General features: G+C 35.5%; 23 protein-coding genes. 12 read left to right on the forward strand and 11 right to left on the reverse strand.

Annotated features, from left to right (window positions below):
* Positions 1–34: 34 nt before the first annotated feature.
* Positions 35–1,435 carry a PLP-dependent aminotransferase family protein gene (locus AVJ19_RS07350; protein ID WP_111859112.1) on the forward strand — a complete coding sequence of 467 codons (1,401 nt, stop codon included), beginning with the start codon at positions 35–37 and terminating at the stop codon, positions 1,433–1,435.
* On the opposite strand, the gene AVJ19_RS07355 is transcribed toward AVJ19_RS07350, so the two are convergent.
* Positions 1,432–1,869 (reverse strand): hypothetical protein, encoded by a 438-nt coding sequence (locus AVJ19_RS07355; RefSeq protein WP_111859113.1) that lies wholly within the window; start codon positions 1,867–1,869, stop codon positions 1,432–1,434. The two genes, AVJ19_RS07350 and AVJ19_RS07355, sit on opposite strands and share 4 nt — an antisense overlap.
* 132 nt (positions 1,870–2,001) lie before the next feature.
* Between AVJ19_RS07355 and AVJ19_RS07360 the strand changes: the two genes are divergently transcribed.
* Positions 2,002–2,625, forward strand: coding sequence for a class I SAM-dependent methyltransferase (locus AVJ19_RS07360; protein WP_111859114.1), 624 nt, complete (start codon positions 2,002–2,004; stop codon positions 2,623–2,625).
* Between the two features lie 26 nt (positions 2,626–2,651).
* On the opposite strand, the gene AVJ19_RS07365 is transcribed toward AVJ19_RS07360, so the two are convergent.
* Positions 2,652–4,130 carry a phospholipase D family protein gene (locus tag AVJ19_RS07365; RefSeq protein ID WP_111859115.1) on the reverse strand — a complete coding sequence of 493 codons (1,479 nt, stop codon included), beginning with the start codon at positions 4,128–4,130 and terminating at the stop codon, positions 2,652–2,654.
* A gap of 192 nt (positions 4,131–4,322) precedes the next feature.
* Here AVJ19_RS07365 and AVJ19_RS07370 point away from each other — a divergent pair, with 192 nt between their 5' ends.
* Together AVJ19_RS07370 and AVJ19_RS07375 are read left to right on the forward strand one after the other, a co-directional pair.
* Positions 4,323–5,432, forward strand: a complete 1,110-nt coding sequence (locus AVJ19_RS07370; RefSeq protein WP_111859116.1) for an S-(hydroxymethyl)glutathione dehydrogenase/class III alcohol dehydrogenase — start codon at positions 4,323–4,325, stop codon at positions 5,430–5,432.
* A 161-nt stretch (positions 5,433–5,593) separates the two neighbouring features.
* Positions 5,594–6,046 (forward strand): I78 family peptidase inhibitor, encoded by a 453-nt coding sequence (locus tag AVJ19_RS07375; RefSeq protein WP_111859117.1) that lies wholly within the window; start codon positions 5,594–5,596, stop codon positions 6,044–6,046.
* 82 nt (positions 6,047–6,128) lie between these two features.
* Here AVJ19_RS07375 and AVJ19_RS07380 read toward each other — a convergent pair whose 3' ends face one another.
* Together AVJ19_RS07380 and AVJ19_RS07385 are read right to left on the reverse strand one after the other, a co-directional pair.
* Entirely contained in the window at positions 6,129–7,709 is a 1,581-nt protein-coding gene (locus AVJ19_RS07380; protein ID WP_111859118.1) for an ATP-binding cassette domain-containing protein, read from the reverse strand.
* A gap of 360 nt (positions 7,710–8,069) precedes the next feature.
* A complete protein-coding gene (locus AVJ19_RS07385; protein WP_111859119.1) occupies positions 8,070–9,275 on the reverse strand; it encodes an aromatic amino acid transaminase in 1,206 nt (401 codons plus the stop codon).
* Between the two features lie 291 nt (positions 9,276–9,566).
* On the opposite strand from AVJ19_RS07385, the gene AVJ19_RS07390 reads away from it, so the two are divergent.
* The 4 genes from AVJ19_RS07390 (at position 9,567) to AVJ19_RS07405 (ending at position 15,264) form a co-directional block, all read left to right on the forward strand.
* The gene (locus AVJ19_RS07390) at positions 9,567–10,331 is read left to right on the forward strand and encodes an alpha/beta fold hydrolase (protein WP_111859120.1); all 765 of its coding nucleotides are present in this window, start codon (positions 9,567–9,569) and stop codon (positions 10,329–10,331) included.
* Between the two features lie 476 nt (positions 10,332–10,807).
* Positions 10,808–12,943 (forward strand): bifunctional diguanylate cyclase/phosphodiesterase, encoded by a 2,136-nt coding sequence (locus tag AVJ19_RS07395; protein ID WP_111859121.1) that lies wholly within the window; start codon positions 10,808–10,810, stop codon positions 12,941–12,943.
* Positions 12,944–13,322: 379 nt separating this feature from the next.
* Complete coding sequence (locus AVJ19_RS07400; protein ID WP_111859122.1) at positions 13,323–14,363, forward strand: 3-deoxy-7-phosphoheptulonate synthase; 1,041 nt, start codon at positions 13,323–13,325, stop codon at positions 14,361–14,363.
* Between the two features lie 295 nt (positions 14,364–14,658).
* Positions 14,659–15,264: a GNAT family N-acetyltransferase gene (locus AVJ19_RS07405; protein WP_111859123.1), complete on the forward strand. Its 606-nt coding sequence runs from the start codon at positions 14,659–14,661 to the stop codon at positions 15,262–15,264.
* Positions 15,265–15,277: 13 nt separating this feature from the next.
* On the opposite strand, the gene AVJ19_RS07410 is transcribed toward AVJ19_RS07405, so the two are convergent.
* On the reverse strand, positions 15,278–15,727 hold the full coding sequence (locus AVJ19_RS07410; protein ID WP_111859124.1) for a hypothetical protein: 450 nt from the start codon (positions 15,725–15,727) through the stop codon (positions 15,278–15,280).
* A 55-nt stretch (positions 15,728–15,782) separates the two neighbouring features.
* A complete protein-coding gene (locus tag AVJ19_RS07415; RefSeq protein ID WP_111859125.1) occupies positions 15,783–16,823 on the reverse strand; it encodes a helix-turn-helix domain-containing protein in 1,041 nt (346 codons plus the stop codon).
* Positions 16,824–17,083: 260 nt separating this feature from the next.
* On the opposite strand from AVJ19_RS07415, the gene AVJ19_RS07420 reads away from it, so the two are divergent.
* Entirely contained in the window at positions 17,084–17,536 is a 453-nt protein-coding gene (locus tag AVJ19_RS07420) for a hypothetical protein (RefSeq protein WP_111859126.1), read from the forward strand.
* Between the two features lie 78 nt (positions 17,537–17,614).
* On the opposite strand, the gene AVJ19_RS07425 is transcribed toward AVJ19_RS07420, so the two are convergent.
* Positions 17,615–18,262, reverse strand: coding sequence for a hypothetical protein (locus AVJ19_RS07425; RefSeq protein WP_111859127.1), 648 nt, complete (start codon positions 18,260–18,262; stop codon positions 17,615–17,617).
* 100 nt (positions 18,263–18,362) lie between these two features.
* On the opposite strand from AVJ19_RS07425, the gene ispF reads away from it, so the two are divergent.
* Both ispF and AVJ19_RS07435 read left to right on the forward strand, forming a co-directional pair.
* Positions 18,363–18,854, forward strand: coding sequence for a 2-C-methyl-D-erythritol 2,4-cyclodiphosphate synthase (gene ispF / locus AVJ19_RS07430; RefSeq protein ID WP_111859128.1), 492 nt, complete (start codon positions 18,363–18,365; stop codon positions 18,852–18,854).
* A 328-nt stretch (positions 18,855–19,182) separates the two neighbouring features.
* Positions 19,183–19,746, forward strand: coding sequence for a 2OG-Fe(II) oxygenase (locus AVJ19_RS07435; RefSeq protein ID WP_111859129.1), 564 nt, complete (start codon positions 19,183–19,185; stop codon positions 19,744–19,746).
* 79 nt (positions 19,747–19,825) lie between these two features.
* Here AVJ19_RS07435 and AVJ19_RS07440 read toward each other — a convergent pair whose 3' ends face one another.
* The 4 genes from AVJ19_RS07440 to AVJ19_RS07455 all read right to left on the reverse strand — a co-directional run bounded on the left by AVJ19_RS07440 (position 19,826) and on the right by AVJ19_RS07455 (position 23,079).
* A complete protein-coding gene (locus tag AVJ19_RS07440; protein ID WP_111859130.1) occupies positions 19,826–20,377 on the reverse strand; it encodes a hypothetical protein in 552 nt (183 codons plus the stop codon).
* Positions 20,377–20,901: a protein tyrosine phosphatase family protein gene (locus tag AVJ19_RS07445; protein WP_111859171.1), complete on the reverse strand. Its 525-nt coding sequence runs from the start codon at positions 20,899–20,901 to the stop codon at positions 20,377–20,379. Before AVJ19_RS07445 ends, AVJ19_RS07440 begins: the two co-directional genes overlap by 1 nt.
* Positions 20,902–20,959: 58 nt before the next feature.
* Positions 20,960–22,051, reverse strand: coding sequence for a 3-deoxy-7-phosphoheptulonate synthase (locus AVJ19_RS07450; protein WP_111859131.1), 1,092 nt, complete (start codon positions 22,049–22,051; stop codon positions 20,960–20,962).
* A 143-nt stretch (positions 22,052–22,194) separates the two neighbouring features.
* Positions 22,195–23,079 carry a sulfite exporter TauE/SafE family protein gene (locus AVJ19_RS07455; protein WP_111859132.1) on the reverse strand — a complete coding sequence of 295 codons (885 nt, stop codon included), beginning with the start codon at positions 23,077–23,079 and terminating at the stop codon, positions 22,195–22,197.
* A 191-nt stretch (positions 23,080–23,270) separates the two neighbouring features.
* Here AVJ19_RS07455 and lpxB point away from each other — a divergent pair, with 191 nt between their 5' ends.
* On the forward strand, positions 23,271–24,443 hold the full coding sequence (lpxB, locus tag AVJ19_RS07460) for a lipid-A-disaccharide synthase (RefSeq protein WP_111859133.1): 1,173 nt from the start codon (positions 23,271–23,273) through the stop codon (positions 24,441–24,443).
* Positions 24,444–24,466: the final 23 nt, after the last annotated feature.

Here is a 24,466-nt window from a genome sequence, read left to right on the forward strand (position 1 = left end):
CAGTACAATTTTTAAAATATTTGAGTTTTAAGCCATGCATACCACAAAAATCGAATATGTTATGTCTGTGATTCGACAGCAAATCAGTGATAAGCAGCTACTTACGGGAGCACGACTTTTATCTGTTCGACAGCAAGCAAAGGCATTGAATTGTTCAGTATCAACTGTGGTAGAAGCTTATGCTCGTTTGGTTGCTGAGAGTATAATCGAATCACGTGTCGGTTCAGGGTATTATGTGTCAGGTAAAAAAACTGTAGTAAAATTGATCGAAAAAACAGTGCAATATGAACGTGAAATAGATCCTTTATGGATTTCTAGACAATCGTTGGATGCCAAACCAGAAGTGATCAAAGCGGGTTGTGGCTGGTTACCTGTAGAATGGATGCCTGAAATGAGTATTAGACGGGCTTTAAAACAGGTTGCAAAAAGTCCTGCTTCAGTTTTGATTGATTATCCGATTCCGCATGGTCATGCCGGTTTAAGACAATGGATTGCTCGAAAAAATGAAAGCTATGATATTCAACTTGATATTGCACAAATTTTGATGACTGATTCTGCAACGCAGTCTATAGATTTGATTTTTAGAAAGTTACTCAAAGCAGGCGATGTGATTTTAATTGATGACCCTTGCTATTTTAATTTTTTAGCTTTAATCAAAGCGCATCAGTTACAAGTGATTGCCATCCCCTTTACGGAAAATGGTCCAAGTGTTGAACATTTTGAACAGGCATTATTACATCAGCCGAAACTGTATCTGACCAATACAGGTATTCATAATCCGACAGGGGCAAATCTTTCTATTGCAACTGCTTACCAAATTGCCAAATTGGTGGAACAGGGAAATTTAACCATTATTGAAGATGATATTTTTTCAGAATTTGAAATGATGCCAGCACCACGTTATTCATCTTTGATGGGCTTTAAACGAGTGGTGCAAATAGGTAGCTTTTCTAAAACTGTCACGGCTGCCATTCGTTGTGGTTATATTATTTCACATGAAAAGTTTATTGATGAGTGTATTGATTTAAAGATTGCAACTAATTTTAGCAGTGGGCATTTAAATGCAGAGATTATTTATCATACCTTGCTCGATAGTAATTATAAAAAACATGTAGAGAGTTTGAAAAAACAATTACTAAAAGCGATGCAATTGACTATGCAGCGCTTAGCTGCTCTTGGGATTAAGCCTTTGATCGTGCCTAAAGCAGGCATTTTTTTATGGTGTAAACTCCCTGAAAATGTTGATGCGCCCACCTTGTCCAAATTGTGTTTGAAACAAGGTGTGATTCTTGCACCAGGAAATTCATTTAGTCAGTCACTACATGCCAGTCAATATATGCGTTTCAATGTTGCACAGTGTAATGACAAAAAAGTATTTGATGTGTTGGAAAATGCACTAGAAGATTTATTAACAATGAAAATCAACACAGATTAATCTTGATATTCCACATAATCCCAAAGATTTAAACAGGCTTTGATTTCAGCACGAATATTGGGTAATAACGGTAAAAGTGTACCATCAATCCAGAGACTAAGTGCGTGTGTTGAAATGTTTTGTTGAGTCTCATCTACGATTTGAGCCCCTTTGATTACAATCAAGGTTTGTTCAATGACTACAGTTTCAATACCTATAAATAAAATCTGGAGCTTGTGACCTGTGTCAATAACTTGCCATTCCAGTTCTATTTCTATGTTTTGATTGGATTTTAAGATCGCTTGTCCTGTTAAATTTTCATGATCAGAGAGGCAATCATGTTCAACACGCACTTTATATAAAAACCAATCTTGTTGCTGTAGCTCCTTTAAAGTTCTACGTGGAATTAAAATATCATTGAGATTAAATTGTTGACTTAAATCAAAAAACTGCATGGGAGAGAAACTTAGTAGAATAAATACAATAAAAATCACATTTTAAGTGAAATGTAAGATGGAGTAAAACCTTTGCAATGTTGATGCTTTATTCTGTATAAATAAACTTCATTGAACATTGTTTGTAAAATTATGTCTATACAAGAAGTTACAAGCCCAATTGATTTACGAGATCCACATGATGCTGAGCAGTGGGCGAATGAAGTCAATCTTAAACGTCCATGGCGTTATGAGTTTTTTGACTATTATGCAAATTTGATTAAAAACTTGAAATTGACAACAATTCAAGTCTTAGAGTTGGGTTCAGGACCAGGTTTTTTGGCAAAACATTTATTGGAAAAGTGTCCAAACATTCAGTACAGCGCTGTTGATTTTTCTCAAGCGATGCATGTCTTATCACAACAACGACTTACGGAAAATGAATTGGCACAGACACATTATTATCTAGCAGATTTTAAAACAGAGGATTGGAGTAAAGACCTAGCAAGCTATGATGTGGTGATTATTCATCAAGCATTACATGAACTTAGACATAAAGCTTATGCAACAAATTTTCATTGCCAAGTTCAAAAACTACTGAGAGCAGATGCAACATATTTAGTCTGTGACCATGTTTTTGCAGACTATGCGATGTCAAATAATGAATTATTTATGTCAAAACAAGAGCATGTACATTGCCTCAAAGCAGCAAATTTTAAAGATGTAGATTTAGTGATGGAAAAGCAAGGCTTGTGTCTATTTGAAGCCAAGCTTTAAGATTTAAGTGCATAAAATTTTAAATATTACATCATCCATTCAATCGGTAAATAAGATACCATTTGCATTACACCACGTTGGAACTTTGTTGTTTCAGGTTCTTGTGTATATTTTTTTACCGTGCCATCAGATTGATAGTCGTACCAAAGCAGTTGTCCTTGCGAGTCGAGTTTTAATTCATAGGCAACTTTGAGTAAAGAGGAATCAAGCAGGGATGAGATTTGTTCTTGCAATTGATTGGATTCTACGACTAAGCCGACTTCTGTATTTAAATTAAAAGAACGAGGATCTAGATTAAATGAACCGATAAATACTTTATTGTCAATATTAATGAATTTTGCATGTAGGCTAGATTTATCCTTGCCCTTTTTAGGAATGACATTGCCTGTTAATACTTCATACCACGTACGTCTTTGTCGTTCAATATACGGTTTAAACTCATATAGATTTACACCACTTTTTAATAAATCTACCCGATATTTTTGATAAAAAGCATGGACTAAAGCGACATCATTGGCAACAAAGGAATTGGTTAATACACGGACATCAACGCCTTGTTTGGGTAGTTGTCCCAAATATTTTGTTCCTGTTTGGGTTGGTACAAAATAAGCTGAAATTAAATCCATTTCTTGTTTAGGTTCACCTAAATGCGCTCGAATCTGATGTGAAATCAGTTCTTGATCTGTGGCTTGTCCCAGCGTTTTTTTGGGTGAATCCGCAAGAAAATGTGCACGAGCCCAATTTACATGATTTTGTTTTAACTCATGGGCAAGCTCTTTTTGCTCAGTATCGACTTTAATATCTGTGGCTTTGTCTTTTTGTTCTAATTTCTGATAATTGACACGTAGTTTTTCTAAATCTTGAGCATTTCCCTGACGAATAAATTGTTGATTTGGATAACTTAAATTATGATTCCAAAAATCAGAAAATACACTATTGGCATGTTGAACGGCTGTGCCAAAAAATAGAATATCCATATCAGTGAACTGGAATGATTCACTGGCATCAAAATATTCACTACTAATATTGCGCCCACCTGTCACTGCAATAATGCCATCAGCAATGATCAATTTATTATGCATACGATGGTTAATTTGTTGTAAGCGGAAAATATAATCTAAAAATCTTAAATTTCTGAATTTATAAGGATTATAAAGTTTAATTTCGATATTTGGATGGGTGCTTAATGCTTTGAGTTGTTTATCAATTTTGGTTCCATTTTGATCATCAATCAGTAACCGAACTTTTACACCACGGTCTGCAGCTTTGAGTAATTCATGCAGCATTAAATTACCAATAAAATCATCTGCCCAGATGTAATATTGTAAGTCTAAATTATATTTGGCTTGGCGAATCAGGTGAATACGTGCCGCAATACTTTGAAAAGCTTCACTCATTGCCAAATAAGCAGTTAAACCCTGTTGTAATTTATGTTCAACATTTTGATCAGTTAACCAGTGCTGGCTGTGGACTTCGGTTGGTGCTTCATTTTTAGATTGATTCATAGGCAAACTGCATCCAGATAAAAGGCTAAAACTTAAACTAAGAGCAATTAAATACGGAACATGTTTCATTCTTATGGGAATTTGGGCGATTTAAAGAAATCATAACATTAGTTATTGGTTGAATCAGCAAAGGAAAAAAGGTTACTGTAGCTAATCTGTTAATGAACTGATTTTTATAAAGGATGATCGTGTATGAAATCACGTGCAGCAGTAGCATTCGCACCAGGTAAACCTTTGGAAATTGTGGAAATTGATGTTGCTCCACCTCAAAAAGGCGAAGTTCTAGTTAAAATTACCCATACAGGTGTCTGTCATACAGATGCATTTACACTTTCTGGTGATGATCCTGAAGGAGTTTTTCCTGCAATTTTGGGACATGAAGGAGCAGGAATCGTGGTGCAAGTGGGTGAGGGCGTAAGCTCTGTTGCCGTAGGTGACCATGTGATTCCATTGTACACAGCAGAATGTGGCGAATGTTTATTCTGTAAATCAGGCAAAACCAACTTGTGTACGGCTGTTCGTGCAACTCAAGGTAAAGGTGTGATGCCAGATGGTACAACACGTTTTTCTTATAATGGTGAACCAATTTATCACTATATGGGATGTTCAACTTTTAGTGAATATACTGTTGTTGCAGAAGTTTCATTGGCAAAAATTAATCCTGAAGCAAATCCTGAACAAGTGTGCTTATTGGGCTGTGGTGTGACTACAGGGATTGGTGCAGTACACAATACAGCCAAAGTACAAGAAGGTGACAGTGTTGCTGTATTTGGTTTAGGTGGCATCGGGCTTGCAGTGGTACAAGGTGCACGCCAAGCCAAAGCAGGTCGTATTATTGTAGTAGATACCAACCCTGATAAGTTTAAACTTGCAGAAGAATTTGGTGCGACTGATTTCTTAAATCCAAAAGATTATGAGCAACCGATCCAACAGGTCATTGTCGAAATGACAGGTTGGGGGGTAGATCACTCATTTGAATGTATTGGCAATACCAATGTGATGCGCTCAGCATTGGAATGTGCTCATCGTGGTTGGGGACAATCTGTGATTATTGGTGTTGCTGGTGCAGGACAAGAGATTTCAACCCGTCCATTCCAATTGGTCACAGGTCGTAAATGGATGGGGACTGCGTTTGGTGGTGTGAAAGGACGTAGTCAATTGCCTGCTATGGTTGAAGATGCGATGAAAGGTGAAATTCAACTTGAGCCATTTGTAACGCATACCATGGGTTTACAAGATATTAATGAAGCATTTGACTTGATGCATGAAGGTAAATCTATTCGTACAGTGATTCATTTCTAAGTTAAAAAATCAATATTTACCCAAATCAGTGCTATTTCGGTAGCACTGATTTTTATGTTTGTTTGATTTTAAAGAGTGAAAGTGAATTGTCGTTGCAGAAACCACACATTTATAAATAAAAAATTTGTTATATTTAAATTTTTAAAATTTAGTTTATCTTTATGAAAAATATTGTATTTTTGGCTATAATTGCTGCATCACTCAGCGCATGTGCTGTCGTTTCAAATCAACAGTCACAATCTTCAAATCAAGATGCTCCGCCAAGCATCGGTATGGCAAATCCTGCAAGCAAATATTGTGTCGAACAAGGTGGACGTTCTGAAATTGTAAAAGAAGCACAGGGCGAAGTGGGTTATTGCCATTTGAAAGATGGTCAAAAAGTTGAAGAATGGGCACTATTCCGTCAAAGCCAAGCTCAATGTATTGATGTTGAAGCGAAAAAATTAATCGGACAATCTGATCTTGCCGATGCACAGCTCAAACAACTGACCAAAGCAGAACACATTCGCCGTGTTGGACCAAATCAAGCAATGACCATGGATTACCGTTCAGATCGTTTGACTTTGCTGATTGAGCCAAGCACGAAAAAAATTCTACAAGCGAGTTGTGGTTGATATTTGACGATAAAAGCCAAGATTGAAATACCTTGATTGCAATCTTGGCTGAAAAATGTGTTGAATTTTATACCTTTAAATATCAAGTCAGTTCATAGTGCTGTGAAATCATACATTGATCAACAAAAGCTTGATCATGAGAAACCAAAATCACTGCACCTGTAAAATCAGCAATGGCATTCGCCAATAATTCACGTGAATCAAGATCCAAATGGTTTTCAGGCTCATCCAATAACAATAGATCAATCGCCTGTTCAGATTGACTCAAGGCAAGTAATGCAACCTTAAGTTTTTCACCACCACTTAAATGTTTGATTTCCAAGGTCGCTTTATCACCACGTAAACGTAATTGACCCAACAAATTACGCCATTCTGTATCTGAAAAGTTGGTGTTAAACGGCTTTAAATTATCAATAGCATTCCGTTTGGGATCTAAAAAACTAAAATTTTGATCCAAATAAACTGAACGTCCTGCGACAAATACAGGATCATCACCAACAAAATTTTGCTGATGAATCATATCAAGTAAAGTTGATTTTCCTGCACCATTTTGACCGATCAAATGGAGTTTTTCACCCGCATGCAGAGCAAAATGAATCGGGGATTGTATGCCAAACGGTAAAATAAAATCTGTAAAACGCAGTAATTCTCCTGTTTTTTGTGAGGGTGCTATAAATTGTAAGCGCTGTGATTTTACATGGATTTGCTGACTTTGTGTTTCAGCCAAACGTTGCGAAATTTCAGATATTTGTCTGCTGTGTTGTTGCTTAAGTTTAGCAAAACTTTGACCTGCTTGTTCCTTGTTAAAATCCATTAAAATTTTGGCTTGGGAGCTATTTTCACGTAAACGCTGTCCTTGATTTTGTCTTTTTTGCGCTTTCATCAAACTTGTGTGTTGTTGCTGTTTTACCTGTTTCACCTGACGTTTTTGCTGTTGAATTGATTGTGTTAAGGCTTCGGTTTGTGCTGTAACATGCTGCTGATATAGATGAAAATTCCCATGAATATGTTGAATGCCATGCGCATTTAGCGCATAAATATGCTGCATATTATTCAGTAGATCTTGATCATGGCTGATCACCAAAACACCCGCAGGATGGTCTAAAATCGACTGTCGCAACCATAAACGACTCGCCTGATCGAGATGATTACTCGGTTCATCCAACAATAAATAATGATCTTTCTTTTGAAAAAGTGCACAAAGTGCCAAACGTGTTTTTTGCCCCTCACTTAATTGTGCAATGGGAAAATTCAAATCTGTGGGTAAATTTGCCTGATCAAGCAAATTTTGCCATTCATGTGGTAAATGCCAAATATCTTCAACAGTTTCATAGTCTTCGATACTTGCAAGCCCCTGTTCAATTCGTTGAAAAATCTGCTGCAAATGCTCAATACCCAAGGCTTGAGCAATATTTTCAGCGTGCAGTCGATAGAGTTGTGGCAAATAGGCATACGGCGTATTCCATATGATTTGTCCACTGCTCTGAAAATTATCCGATTGAAAACCTTGTAAAAGTTGCATGAGCAAGGACTTGCCTTGACCATTTTGACCAATCAAAGCACTCGCTTGTTGCGGATATAGGCTGAAATTCAGATTTTTGAATAAAAGCTGATTGGGAAACTCTAAGCTGAGTTGTGAAATGATACATGCCTGTTGAGTCATAGAAAACCTCATAAAACAGGATGTACAAAATATTGAATTTTATCAATAAAAAATATTTATCGAGAGGCAATTTTCAAGCAATAACACATTTCATTTTCAAAAACACATAAAGATCAGAGAAAATAATTGCTTGAATATATAGACAAAGTCACGCATTCAGACATTTTGCACATCAAAAAAATTAAAAATAGGAATTTGATGAGAAAATGACTTACTTCATTGGCGTTACTCTTGTAGAGATAGAGGAGAGGGTTTATTGTATAAAAATACTGCAATTTGTCAAATCTATATGACTTAAAAAATAAAAACCCAAGCGTACTCAGGTTTTTAGCAACTTTTAAAGCATCATGTCAAAAATCATTAAGCAGATGCTTTGATCACTTCAGCAAATGCATTTGCCACAGCATCAATATTGTTCAGGTTTAGACCTGCTGCACACATACGACCACTACGCACAAGGTAGATTCCGTACTGATCTTTCAGTGTATCGACTTGTGCTGCCGTTAAACCTGTATAGCTGAACATGCCTTGTTGTTTCACAAGATAGCTAAAATCACGTTCAGGCAATGCTGCTTCAAGTTTGGTTTTAAGCAATTCACGCATTTGAATAATACGTTCACGCATTTCCTGTAGCTCAGCTTTCCAATTGGCAGCCAAAGTTTCATCATGCAAAACATTATCGACGATCAATGCACCTGTTGTTGCAGGGCTTGAATAAATACGGCGAACTGTTGCTTTGAGCTGACCCAAAACTTTTTGTGCTGTCTCTTGATCATCACAAACAAAGCTTAGACCGCCAACACGCTCACCATAGAGCGAGAAAATTTTAGAGAAAGAATTACTGACAATAAAGTTCATGCCTGATTTGTCCAAGGCACGAATCGCATAAGCATCTTCTTCCAAACCTTGTCCAAAACCTTGATAAGCAATGTCCAAGAATGGAATAAGATCACGAGCTTTCAGCACTTCAATAACACGATCCCACTCAGCAGGGGTTAAATCTGCACCTGTTGGGTTATGGCAACATGGATGAAGCAATACGATGCCTTTTGCAGGAATCGCATTTAGATCTTCAAGCATCGCTTCGATGTTGACGCCATTGCTTGCAGCATCAAAATAACGATAGAAATGTGAATTTACACCTGCACCATTAAAGATCGCAATATGGTTATCCCAAGTCGGTTGGCTGACCCAAATATCTGATTCAGGGAAATATTTTTTCAAGAAATCTGCGCCAACTTTTAATGCGCCCGAACCACCTAAAGTTTGAATCGTCACTACACGACCATCTTGACGTGCTTGAGAGTTTTCACCAAATACCAATGCTTGAGTCGCTTGATTATAGGTTTTAGAACCATCCATTGGCAGATAAAGTTTCACTTTATCATTTAAAGGTTCGATATTTTTAAGTGCAGTTTTTACAGCATTGAGCTGAGGGACAATACTGTCCTCATTGTAATATAAACCGATACTTAAATTTACTTTTTGCGCTCGTTCATCCTTACTGTATTCTTCCATCAATGAAAGAATTGGATCACCCGCATAAGGATCGACATGTTGAAACATGATTGAAAGTCCTAAATCAAACGAAGTTATTGTGTCTAGATAATATAAGCGATATTTGCGCTGACTCAATAAAGGATTGCAGATAATTTTTTATAAATTGCTCAATTTTTCTTTTTAAAAGGCAAATGGAGTGTGTATTTCATAGGGAAAGGTCTAAAAAATTAATAACAGCCAAGATACTTTGAAATATAAAACAATATTACGGGAGAGATACAATAAATTATTGTTCAAATTTACAGATGTTGCGATGATAGCCATCTCTTTGTAGTAATACATGATTTGGATGTTTCTATGTTATTAAATTATCAACTTCACCAACCACCGCATGATCAGCAAAAAACACCTCTTGTGCTTATACATGGTTTATTTGGTAGTTTGAGTAACTTAGGTGTAATTGCACGTGCGTTATATGAAAAATATCCTGTGATCCAAGTCGATGTACGTAATCATGGTCAGTCACCACATACAGATGAAATGAATTATGCAGTAATGGCACAAGATATTTTAGACACTCTAGATCATTTGAATATTCAACAATTTTCTGTGATTGGGCATAGTATGGGGGGTAAAATTTCAATGAAATTAACAGAACTCGCACCTGAGCGATTACAACAATTGGTGATTTTGGATATTGCACCATTTGGCTATCAAGAAAATCACCATGACCAAATTTTTAAAGCATTATTTGCAGTTAAAGATGCTCATATAAACAGCCGTAAAGAAGCGACTGAAATTATGCGCAATTATTTACAAGAAGAAATGGTGATTCAATTTCTATTAAAATCATGGAGTAAAGGGCAATGGTTATTTAATGTGGATGCTTTATCTGTACATTATGATGATATTTTATCTTGGACAGATGTTTCGCCATGGGGGAAACCAACATTATTTATTCGTGGTGCAAAATCACCTTATATTGCAAAAGATAACTACTTAAATGCGATTCATTCTCAATTTATTAATGCAGAGATTCAGACCGTGGATAATGCTGGGCATTGGTTGCATGCTGAGAAACCTGAACAAGTATTCAGCTATATTCAAAATTATTTAAATTAAGTTATAGATTTATTTAAAATAAATAATGAATTATATTAATCGTTGTTAAAAATATTAGGTAATCAAACTATTTGAAAAACAATACAATAAGCAAATAGTTTGAATTGCCTAAATTCTTTTTTATATAATAAATTTAATTAATAAAAATTAAGTTAATTTCAAATAAAAACAATATCTTAAATTTAATTTTTTATTTAATCTTAAGTTAAGGCAGCATAAATATTTATAATACGACTAAAGTGTGATATATTTCACATATTGTTTTGATTTTAAATAGTGCTTAGTATTTTTTATTTTACTTATGTTTTTTAGGACAAACTGTGCTGAAAAATGCTTGAAAACCTATACATTTTTAAAAAATCATCTTATATTAATTGTGTGCTGAATATTAAATCAAATTTCGTCTTATACCGAAATTTGGTATTTAATTTCTGAAAAATACTGATCAATAAATGTTATTTGTAAAAGGATAGTTTATGGCTATGTTAGATTTGCCTCATGATTCACCTTTGAGTCAGGCGGATACACCACAAACAACACTACCTGTTGCAAAAACAGTGATCAGTGATGAAGTTAAACTCAACCTCGATCTATTACCGCACTTGATTTGGATTCAACGTGGTGATGCAAGCTATTGTAATAATGCTTTAAAAGATTATATCGGTGTAGAACATCAAAATATTCCTTATTGTGATCTAACGAAATGTGTCTACCAAGAAGATGCTGAACATTTATATAACTTGTGGAATAATGCCCAAAAAACAGGGCAAAAATTTGAAAAAGAATGCCGTATCCGAGACAACCAAGGTCATTATCATTGGTTTTTGTTGATTGCACAAAGTCATAGTATCAAGCCTGATCAGTTTGATTGGACGGTTACATGTACCAATATTCATGAGCGAGCAGTGTTGTTGCGTGAAACGGCTGATACATTGCGTGCGCATACGGATATGCTTGATGTCAGTGTGGATTGCATTAAGATTGTACGACCAAATGGTACGGTTTCTCATATGAATCGTTCAGGTTGTATCGCATTATTGGGGCAGGAGAAAGTCAAAAAATTTGATATGGAATGGTTAAGTCTTTTGCCACCTGAGGTACGAGACAAAGGGCAAGTGGCGATTACTGCTGCTGCAAAAGGTAAAAATGCACGTTTTGCAGGGATGAGTGGTAATGGCGATGCACGTCAATATTGGGATAATATTTTAACGCCTGTCGTCAATGAAGATGGTCAAACCACCAGTATTTTATGTGTTTCAAGAGATATTACCTTACAACGAATTGCAGAAAATAAATTACGAATTAGTAGTGAGCGTGATGAGCTTACGGGCTTAATGAATCGCCGTTCTTTTAAACAACAATTGAAAAAATCTTTACTCAAAGCCAAAACCAATAAACAAAAACTGGGCTTGATGCTGATTGACTTGGATCATTTTAAACACATTAATGATACCTTAGGGCATCCTGCAGGTGATCATTTGTTACGTATTTTATCTAAGCGTTTGAACCGTAGCTGCGATGAAAATACTTATGTTGCTCGTTTGGGTGGAGATGAATTTGCAGTTGTTGTCAATAATTTACAAGATATTGAACATTTTGAATGCGCTGCACAAACAGTCTTAAAACAGTTAGATTTACCGATTACTTATGCAGGTAAATTAATCAATGGGGGAATGAGTATTGGTTGTGCTCTATACCCAAATGATGCGAAAGACAGTTCAAATTTATTAAAATATGCAGATACCGCTTTAAATAATCTAAAAGATGGTGGGCGTGGTGGTGTACGTTTCTTTAGTCAGGAAATGCTTGAAATTACCATTCAAAAAGCGGCGCAATTAGAAACAGCACGCCAGATTGTTCGTGACAATAGTATCGAACCATATTATCAACCTAAAGTGAACTTAGAAACAGGTAGGATCATTAGTTTTGAGGCGTTATTACGTTGGAAACACCCTGAATTAGGCATTCAATTGCCCGGTTCAGTGGCAGAAGCATTTAATGATTATGAACTTGCTACAAAAATTGCTGAAACCATGCATCTAAAAATTTTTAGTGATATGGCATGTTGGATTCAATGTGGCTTAGATGTTGTTCCTGTTTCGATTAATGCTTCACCTGTTGAATTTATGCGGGATAATTACGCTGAAATTTTATTGAAACGCCTTGAAAAATACCAAATACCTTATCACTTGGTTGAAATAGAAATCACCGAACATATTCTGGCTGAACGTGGTTATATCTATGTAGCTCGTGCATTAAATAAATTGAAACAAGTGGGTGTGCGTATTGCACTAGATGACTTTGGTACAGGGCATTCATCTTTAACCCATTTACATGATTACCCTGTAGATAGTTTAAAAATCGACTGTGGTTTTGTACATCGTATGAATAGTGAATTGCCAATTCATGCGATTGTGCAAGGTATTTCGCAACTTGGACCAATTTTATCTTTGGATATTATTGCAGAAGGGATTGAGACAGAAGAACAATTGGAAAGTTTGAAACAAGTCGGTTGTAGTCTGGGGCAAGGTTTTTTGTTTAGTCGTGCAATAGATGCATCAAATGTTGTGGAAATGTTGAGCAAAAATCACTTGGAAATAAAAAAGGATTAATTTAAAAAAAATACTTGTCAAATGTAGCAAGTACGAGTATTTTAAGTTTATACAGATTTTATATGTGAATAAAATGCAAGTTAATCCTTTGATCAATAACGTATCTTATTATTTTTGGCAATTTTTTAAATAGTTGCCTGAATACGTTTGGGCATAAAGTTGCCCTTCAAAGTTAATACCTGATCGGCAACCCCGATCAGTTTTTTATGCATTTAATTTTAGATTTTTTTTGGAGAATACAATGAACACTTTTAACTACACATACTTTAGCTATTTTTATTGGTTTAACTTTAGCCGTGCAATGACACGTATTTTGCAATCGAATAGACCCCATAAGCTCAAATAAAAGATTGGACTTAAAGTCCCTAAGGAAAAAATGATGAACATGTTAAACCAAGCTTTACAACATACAAGCAAAGCAGAAACCCAGATCAGTACACCAATTCAATTAAAACAACTATTTCCATTAAATCACTCTCTTGCTATGCAAATTGCAGAGCAGCGTCAAACGATTCAAAATATCCTTTCAGGCAAAGACCAACGTTTGATGGTGATAACAGGTCCATGTTCAATCCATGATCCAGTTGCTGCTTTAGAATATGCACAAAAATTAAAACATTTACAAAGCTTGGTATCAGATCAAATTTTCCTTGTCATGCGCACATATATCGAAAAACCAAGAACTACTGTTGGTTGGAAAGGTTATATGTATGATCCAAACTTAGATGGTTCTTCAAACTTACAATTAGGTTTAGAAAAGTCACGTGAATTATTTTTAAATATTATTGAAATGGGTTTACCGATTGCGAGTGAAATTCTCAGCCCAATGGCAACTGGCTACTTCGATGACTTGTTGGCTTGGGGAGCGATTGGTGCGCGTACCAGCGAGTCACAGGTTCATCGTGAAATTTCAAGCCATATGCCTTTTGCCATAGGTTTCAAAAATGGTACAGATGGTTCAATTCAGATTGCTTTAGATGCGATTCAGTCTGCAACGCATTCACATCAATTCATGGGGATGGGGCAACATGGTTTGCCTTGTGTATTGGACAGTGATGGTAATCGTTTAGCGCATCTAATATTACGTGGTTCAAACTCAGGTTCAAATTATGATTTGGCATCTATTCAAGCCATCCGTGAACGTCATCAGGGTGAGTTGCCTGCATTAGTGATTGATTGTAGTCATGGCAATAGTGCTAAAAATCCATTACGTCAACCTGAAGTGCTAAGCCAAATCATTGAAGAGCGCCATGAAAGTCAGGTGCGTGGTGTGATGTTAGAAAGCCATTTACAAGATGGTCAGCAGAAAATCTCTGATGATATGGTTTATGGTCAGTCTGTAACAGATGGTTGTTTAGGTTGGGAAAAAACCCAAAAGTTGTTGTTAACGATGCATGAGAAAATGCAGGTAAATGCATAAACTATGAGTTATTCTGCTTAAATTGGGGTGGTTTTTAAATTGTATGCTAGTCGAACCTGCTAATAGCGAATTGAAAATATATAAATTAAATTATCTTCAATATCTTATAATATTGAGGTGGGGTAAAATCTGATCAGCATACTTTTAAAATACTGCCAGTTATTTGTGGTAATGTAATCTGAAAAGCCTGATATATTTTGAAATGAAATTTAAATAAAAGCATTCACCGCATCATCAAACTGAAAAATTGTTTAGGGACAATGAAACAGCTTCTTTTGCTTGTGGATAAAGTCTCATGAATCAGGATGTTTTTGCAACACTTTACCCAACTTTATGCTGTCATGATGTGCAACTTATACCCATGCAAGCCAATCATGTTCAAGGTTTAATGGATGCCTGTCTGGATGGAAAACTATGGGAATTGCACTATACTTCTGCGCCACATTATTCAGAAATGAATGTTTATATAGAAAAAGCCTTAACCCAAAAGGCACAAGGTATACGCATTCCTTTTGTGGTGATGGATCAGCGCACAGGTCGAATCGTGGGAACCACAAGTTTTCGGGATTTTGATTGGAATGTACGCCGTGTTGAGATTGGTTATACGTGGTATGCCCAATCGGTGCAACGTACTCATATCAATACCAATTGTAAATTTCTTTTATTGCAGCATGCTTTTGAAATTTTACAGGCAAATTCGGTGATTTTACGCACAGATATTCTTAATTTAAAAAGTCAAAAAGCCATTGAGCGGATCGGAGCAAAGCGTGATGGAATTTTACGGCAAGATGCTTTGCGAAAGGATGGTTCAATCCGAGATACTGTGATGTTTAGTATTGTGCGTGATGAGTGGATTGATGTAAAAGGGCGTTTACTGGATTTAATTGATCAACATTGTTGAAAAATTCGTTAATTTACTGAATTGAATAATGATGAATATTCCAATGATATTCTTCAATCAGATTTATAAAAAGCTGACTAAAATAATAGGTCGTAGAATGCTCTGCATTTCTAATGACATAAGGACTGTGAATATCTATCTCTTTATATAGTGCATAAATATTGGATGGTTGGTTTTTTAATGCGCATGGATAAAATGTTAAATTTTGATCTAAATGACTGAGAACCTCATATACTTTTTTAGAAAGTAAAACAATGCCACTTGCTGTAAAATAATAATCATCATTCATGATATTGACTATTTCATCATGAAAACCTGCATCATAATCAAGATTTACAATCGGATGCTTTAAGAAATCATGATTAAAATCAAATATAAAGTAATTTCGAACACGTTCTTGTGCTTTTATGATAAATGCAAAGTCTCGATCAGCATATTTAGGATATATATCGTAGAGTGTCATATTGATTTTAATTTTTAGTTACGTATGTTGAGTGTCTATAATTATATTTGAATTATCAACAATAAAACTCCTCTCGAAAACTGTCAACCAATTCAGGTGGAACACGAGTTGTTTGCCCATTGGTACGCATAAATAACTCACCTTTATAATACAATGGGCGATCTGCCTTATTACATTTAAATACTAAAATGGTTTTGCCATGAATTTGAATATCTTCAAGGGTTGAATAAATATTGGAAATTTTCTGGCTTTCATGGGCAAGTTTATCGATCAAACTGCGTTTCATGAGGTCTAAAGAATTATTAAAGAAATCCTGCATTTCTTGTTCAATGCCTACGATTTTTAAATCATCCGAAACGCCAATAAACACATAACCATTACGGGTATTCATAAAAGCAAAACAAGCTTTGACCCATTTATCAGATTTACGATTGGTCAAAAGGTCAGTAGTGCGTTCTTTAAATTCTACCCGTTGATTTTCCCCAAGTTGGATCAAGTTGAGATAGTAATCAATATGTGATTTTTGTTGATAGTTTTTTAGGATGCTTTTGATTTTTTCTAAGGATTTATAGGCAGTTACGGTTTCAAGATTTTGAATGTTTTGCCACTGATAAATCAGTTTAATTTTATGTTCAACTGAAACATGTGGGTCTGTTAAAAAATCAAAACTTTGACTTAAAACTTGTAAAATTTCACTATAAATCTCATGGCTATGAATGGGAATTGAGATTTTATTAAAAGTTTCTTTGATTCGTTCAATTTTTTTATGAAATTCATAAGGTTCTTGATGAAAACTTAAGTATTTAAATTCATTTAAAATATGTTCATAAGGGCGATGGAAAGACACAGGAAAGAGTTGTTTGGGTGGGGTATGAATGTGTTTTTCTATTTTTTGGAAATAATGTCTTAAAGTTGGATAGTGTAAGGACTGATGAATGTTGATTTCAAATTTTTCGGAGAGCTCTTTGGTGGTGTAGGACTGAAAAAACAGTAAAGTCTGGATTTCTTTATAGGTGCTGGGGTAGTCATGCCAATGGGTTTCTAAAAACTCATTAAAGTTCTTAAACTTATTGGTGATATATGTGTTTAAATCCATCACACACCTTTTTCCTTGATTGTATGGTGTTTTGTATTTTCAACAAATATGTCAGCAGACTATTTATATATTCTTATGTATAAGTGATTTATATTTAGAAATAAAGATATGGTGTTATTTTGTGCATAAAAGTTGTTAGAAAATATACCAAATATTTCAGTTTGGTGACGTGAAATTCAAAAGAGGCTAAAGTAAAGTGGAAATAAATAAACAACGTTTATATGTAGCACTAAAAGCGATCAGCAGAGCTGAAAATTTTTTTGTTAAAAAATGGGTATTTTATTGATGATATTATTCAAATAACTATAGGAAATATTAAGAAGATTTTATTAAGTGAAAATATATACAATGGTGAATATAACTTTGATGCTATGTTGGAAGGGGTGGATCAATTAGCGATTGATTTTGAGGAAGCAGATGATAAAGAGGCTGTATTAAATTATTTTATTTTTGCATTATCTACGCTTATTTATTATTTTGTAGCGGAAATAGAGAGTTCTTTAGATGGTGTATGTGAAGATATAATTGAATTTTATAGAAATATTGCACAAAATGATTACTTTGAAATTCATGAAATTAATGGTGTTATGTTAAGTACGGATCAAACAAATGAAATAGAGAATAACCAATTACTTTTGAAAGAAAAAAATTATCAAGAAAAAGATTTGGAATATGCAAAAAACGTCATTGATTGGAGTTTAGTAAAAATATAATTTGGCGATACAACGATGTTTTAAAACTCCATTTTAAAGTGTAAAAGAGTTTAATTTCCCATTCATTTTAAAATTAAATCAATCATATAAACGATAAACACCACTAAAACGCTCACAGCCTTTTTGTTCTGTCTTCATGGTTAAAAGTGATTTTTGGAAATTCATTTGATATTTACAATCATGTTCATTGTCCACAATCTCATTTTTCTTATCAGGTGTGGTATAAGCAAGTAAAGGAATGGTTTGTTTATCTTGACGATTATTTGGGTTTCTATAGGCTAAGCCTTCTATTTTGATACGGTCTTTGCTGAGTTGGTGAACTTGAATATGGATCGGTTGTTTGGCAATTTTACCATGCTCATACTTAATAAAATGTTGCGTTAAACTTTGATTCATCGACGTATAAAAATTTAAATCTTCAAGGCGAATATCAAATTGTTGTTTGAAACATTCAGTGTTTTTACATTGTTGAATGCGCTCATACCACAGTTGGTTAGTATCATCAATTAAACGAATGGGGGCATCCGTAACCAAATACGCTGTCAGATATTTTTCATTGAGTTGATCACGTAGTGTTTCAAATGTTGAGCTACATATTTTTGTATTTTTGCTGATTTGTGTTGGATCACATTGCACAGGAATAGCGTACACAGCAGAGCACATTCCATAAAGAAATAGACCTGAAATTAAGCTTTTAATAGGATTAAATTCTGTATTCAGCAGCATGATCGCTTATACTTTCACAATGTTTGCATCCGTACTATACGAATTAGAAAGTACGAATACAAGATGATTTAACTTAAAAATCTGTATAAAGGAGCTGAAAATGATCATACCAATTCGCATTGGACAGGGAATGGATGTACATGCTTTTGAAGAAGGTGATTTTGTAACTCTGGCAGGGATTCAAATTCCACATACACAAGGTTTAAAAGCACATTCTGATGGTGATGTGGTGCTACATGCCTTATGTGATGCACTATTGGGTGCTTTAGCATTGGGCGATATCGGGCAGCATTTTCCTGATACAGATCCTGAGTTTAAAGGTGCCGACAGTCGCAAGCTGCTCAAACACGTTTATCAACTGATTTTAGATCGTGGTTATCGTTTAAATAATGCAGATATTACAGTGGCGTGTGAGCGTCCAAAATTGGCAAAGCATAATCTTGAAATGCGTCAAAGCATTGCGGATGTTTTAAATGTTGATGTCACACAGATCAGTGTCAAAGCCACCACCACTGAAAAACTTGGCTTTACAGGTCGTCAGGAAGGAATTTTATCAACTGCAACAGTTTTAATCAGTCATCAAGGGAAATGATTAAACATTTTGCAGATTTGAAATGTATTCCATCAGATTTTGAATTTTCGCAGATGAGATGAAGTGTAAAGGCTTTTGTTGTTCTTGCTTGGATGTATAATAAATCAGCAATAAGACGATGTATTGTTAAGCTTGAGATTGTTCAGCTAAATTTATCATAGATCGTATTATTGCTGAGTGATCAGTATTTAAAGATAAATATTGTTCATTTAAATTAAATATTTACAATACATACAAGCGAGGAACAACTCATGGGATAACGCTCGAATTTTTAGAAAAAATCAAACAAAATCCTAAAATTACACTGTATCAGGCTGATCCTTTGATTATGACCGTGGATCAAGTATTTAGTCCGCAACAATGCGATGAATTTATTAATTTTAGTCATCAATTCGATTATGAAATCGCATCAATTACCATTGATTCCAAAGCAGGTATCAGCGAATTACGTACTGATATCCGTAATAATCAACGGGTCATCTATGATGATGTGCTGTTTGCACAGCGTATTTATAATCAGGTTAAAAAATTTTTGCCTGAAGAATTATTTGAATGGCAGGTTTCAGGTTTAAATGAACGTTTTCGTTTTTATCTGTATGAAGATGGTCAAACTTTTAAGCCACATTTTGATGGCAATTATGAAGTCAATGATTGGCATAGCAGTCAGTTAAGCTTGCTGATTTATCTGAGTGAGGATTTTGAAGGTGGCAAAACTAAGTTTTTTAATCAAACCCGTCATGTGCCAATATTTAATATTCAGCCGAAAATAGGGCAGATTCTAATTTTTGAACATCGTCAATTACATTCGGGTGCACCTGTGACGACAGGGCAAAAATATGTATTACGCACAGATGTAATGTATAAACACGCTGTATTTGGTCGTGAAAAATAACAAGAACTTCAATAAAAAATACCCAATTTGATGTTGGGTATTTTTACATTACTTTGTTTGGCTTTAAGAAAACATATTTCTAATGCTGCCAAAAACCTGCAATGATCTGATGGCTGTGTTTATGCCTAAATAAATACAGTGCGCCGTAGGCAAAGATATACGAACCTTGCAAGGTTGAATCTAAATAATAATCTTCATCTATTTGCAGATAAAACTCATAATCCTGTTGGAGATGCTCAAAATAATAGCTTTCCTCCTGAATTAATTTGGGCTGATCTGCATAAGTAATAAAGTTAAATTTGGACTGATGAACATGTTGAAAAGGACTTAAATCACTTTTACGTAAATCAGCAAGGCGAAAAGCTGAGGCATTGCTTTCAGGCGAGGCATCATGTTCAAAAACCTGAATGGCGATATCGGGAAAAATATCATGATCAATGCGGGTGTTAAAATCGTGATGCACAAAGATACTGATATATTTTTCAGGATTTTCTTTTTTTTGAATGGTTAAATAAAAACGATAATCTTCAAGTGTTGATAATGTTTCTACAAGAATCTCAGGAGGACAACCACCAATCCAACCGATAGAATCAGTCTGATGATCGTCACGGATCTGTGCGATGAAATTCATTAAGCAAAATGATTAGCGTTCATCAAGGAATGTTGCAAATCCAAAGTGGATTTACGTCCTTGTAATTGTAAACTGACCGCATGAATTAGACCTGTCCACGTTTCATTGGGTTCCCAAATCTCATGCATGAGTTCTTGCGCTGTTGGCATGTCCATATCCATAAAGTACTGACGATACAAATAGATCAGACTACTGACACGCATATTGGCTGCACAATGCACCCACACCATTTTTTCTTGTACCAAATGTGCGATCATATCCAAAACGAATAGGCACTGATCATCCGCAGGAGTATCCCAAGAAATGGGTATTTGAATATAGTTCAAACCTAATTCTGTACAGATCTTATCTTCATGTTCAAGACTTGGATCAGCATCGCTAAAAGCCAAGTTAATGACCGTATCTACACCATATTCTTTGATATGTTTCAGTTGTTCAGCCGTTGGTTGCCCTGACGTAAACAAATGTTCATGTACAAATTGAAAATTTGCAATGTGGCTTAATTCGGTTTCAAGTTCATTCATCATTTTCATTCAGTCATTTCAATAAAAAAGCCATCACATCGGATGGCTTCTTTTGTGATTAACGATTTGGTAGTACGTCTTTTAGTGCTGCATCCATCTCTAAAAGGGCTTTTTCAGTTGTTTCCCAATCAATACATCCATCAGTCACAGATTTACCATATTCTAAATCACAAAGATTTTCAGGAATATCTTGGCGACCACCTTTCAAATGGCTTTCAACCATAATTCCCACGATTGATTTATTACCATCTAAAATTTGTTCTGTAATATTTTTTAGAACAAGTGGCTGTAAGTACGGGTCTTTGTTGGAGTTGGCATGACTGGTATCAATCATGATTTTGTTACTGACTTTGGCTTTTGCTAAAGCATTTTCAGCTTCAGCAACAGAACCAGCATCATAGTTAGGTTTGCCATTACCACCACGCAGTACCACATGCGCATATGGATTACCTTTGGTACGAATGATCGACACTTGTCCTTGATCATTCAAACCTAAGAAACTATGACCATGTTTTACCGATTGCATCGCATTAGTCGCAACGGTTAAACCACCATCAGTACCATTTTTAAAGCCTACAGGTGAAGATAAGCCTGAAGACATTTCACGGTGAGTTTGGCTTTCAGTAGTACGTGCGCCAATTGCAGACCACGAAATTAAATCTTGATAATATTGTGGTGAGTTTGGATCGAGTGCTTCAGTGGCGCAAGGTAAACCTTTTTCATTTAACTCAAGCAAAAGTTTACGACCCAAACGTAGACCTTTTTCGATATTGAATGAATCATTCATATCAGGATCATTAATTAAACCTTTCCAACCCACAGTAGTACGTGGTTTTTCAAAGTAAACACGCATTACGATATATAGTGTATCTTTAACTTTTTCGCTGAGAACTTTCAGACGATCAGCATATTCATGTGCGGCAACAGTATCGTGAATCGAACAAGGTCCAATCACAACAAAAAGACGTTTGTCATTTCCATCTAAGATATTACGAACAGTTTCACGACCATGAAGAACTGTTTGATAGGCTTGGTCATTTAATGGTAGTTCAGTTTTTAATTCTGCAGGTGTAACTAAAGTTTGAATGCTTTGTACATTCACATCATCAATATCTGATTGCGTAATAAGATTAGAATTTAGTGTATTCATTGCCGTCACTGGTTAGTAGATCATACAAAACTATTTATAGTAGTTTGAATATAACACGATTTCATTGATATTTTGTGAAAAGAAAACATCAATAAAATCTATAGATCACATTAATAAAATTTGTGAATTTAGTCACTTTTTGCTTAAAGTATAGAATGTTGCGAAGATGTTTGGTGCATGACCATCGCCGTTTGTGGTTTTTCCACAGGTTTAGACTTTACAGGATTGACAATAAAGTTCACACCTAAGGCAAATAAAGTAATCCCTAAAATCTTACGGATCAGTTTTTCAGGCATACGAGAGCTGATCAACGTACCGACAATAATCGCTGGAATAGAACCCAACAATAACCACCCAAGTAAATGAAAATCAACATTTCCTGAAGTCATGTGTGCAAAACCTGCCACAGCCGTCAATAAAACCGCATGCACTACATCAGAGCCAATAATTCGGATCATCGGTAAATGGGGGAACATCAAAATCAAAGCCATGATTCCAAAAGCACCTGCACCCACAGAAGACAAGGTCACAAAGACACCCAAAACCACGCCCATAAACACCACAAAACCACGTTTGCCATCGATGGAAAAGGTTTCAGTATTTTCATTGGCTGGTTTATTTTCACGGAATTTGGCAAAGAATTTTTCAATCTGTGCACGGAACATGATGGATAAACCGGTCAGGGTCAGCATAAAGCCAAGCACCATGGTGAGTACAGTTTTATAGTGATTTGAATTGCTTAAATAATTTTCGAGTACCCAATGCGTTACAAAAGACGCAGGAATGCTGCCGAGTGCAAGCCAAAGCACAATTGGCCATACGATGTTGAGCTTTTTTGCATGTACCATCGAACCACAAAACTTGGAAATGGCAGCATAAAGTAAGTCTGTCCCAATCGCGACATGTGGTTCTATTCGAAATAGGCTGATCAAAATCGGGGTCATCAGAGAACCGCCACCTACACCTGTAATGCCTACACAGAAACCGACCAATACACCGGCTAAAATAAATTCGACTGGACCAACCATGACTCAATATGCCAAATAGCAAAAAACAGGCATATCTTATGACTATTTCATATAAGTAGTTGTCTTGATTGTTGATTAACTTATTCCAAAAAATGATAAAGCTTGAAAAAGTTGTATTGAAAAAATTTTGAAATGATTCGAACAAACATAAGACATGCTAAGATAATTCTGTCATTTAAGAGGATGTTATTTTGCAAAATCGAAAACTTAAAATTGGAATCGTGGTGGGTGAAGTATCAGGGGATACTTTGGGTGCAAAACTCATCCGTAGTTTTCGTGAGCAAGGCATTGATGCAGAGTTTGAAGGCATCGGTGGTTCGCAAATGATCGCTGAAGGCTTTCAAAGCAATTATCCGATGGATATTTTATCGGTGATGGGTATTGTTGAAGTCTTAAAAGACATTAAAAAGTTGTTTGCAGTACGGGATGGTTTGGTCGAAAAATGGGCGAAAAATCCTGTTGATATTTTTATTGGCATTGATGCGCCTGATTTTAATTTACGTTTATCCAAAAGTTTAAAACAGAAAAATTTGCCAATAAAAACAGTGCAATATGTCAGTCCATCGGTTTGGGCGTGGCGACAAGGGCGAGTACATGGCATTAAGGCAAGTATTGATTTAGTATTGTGTTTATTTCCGTTTGAAAAAACCTTTTTTAAAAAATTTGCTGTGCCTGCCGCCTTTGTTGGTCACCCGCTTGCAAGTGAATTGCCATTACAAAACCCAATTTTGGATGCTAAACAAGAATTGGGCTTGGATCTTAGCCAAAAACATATTGCGCTATTACCGGGTAGTCGTAGCGGTGAGATCGAACGTTTAGGTCCATTGATTTTGGATGCTGCACAGATTATTTATAAAAAATATCCTGAATATCAGTTCCTGATTCCTGCGATTAATGATGCGCGTAAGCAGCAAATTGAAGATTTATTAAAAAATTATCCAAAAGCATTCACTGATCAAATTCATTTACTTGAAAATACCGATAAAGAATCGAAAATTGGTCGTCAGGTGATGAATGCTGCCAATATCGTGGCTTTGGCATCGGGTACGGCAACGCTTGAAGCTTTACTTTTACATCGTCCGATGGTGACTTTTTATAAGTTAAATTGGCTGACCTATATCATTGCCAAGCTTATGGTCAAAATTCCGTATTATTCTTTGCCGAATATTATCGCAGGTAAAAAAGTGATACAGGAATTGATTCAGTCCGATGCGACCCCTGAAAATTTAGCCGCTGAAATTGAGAAATTAATGAATCAGGAAACTGCACAGATTCAGGCGATGCAGTTGATTACCATGCATAAGCAATTATTGTCTGATAATAGTGAAGATCCTGTGCAAGCGGTTTTGGGGCTTGTGGAATGATATGCTTTAAAGTCATTGATCAA

It is taken from the genome of Acinetobacter sp. CFCC 10889, from assembly GCF_003268395.1.
Lineage (GTDB): Bacteria > Pseudomonadota > Gammaproteobacteria > Pseudomonadales > Moraxellaceae > Acinetobacter.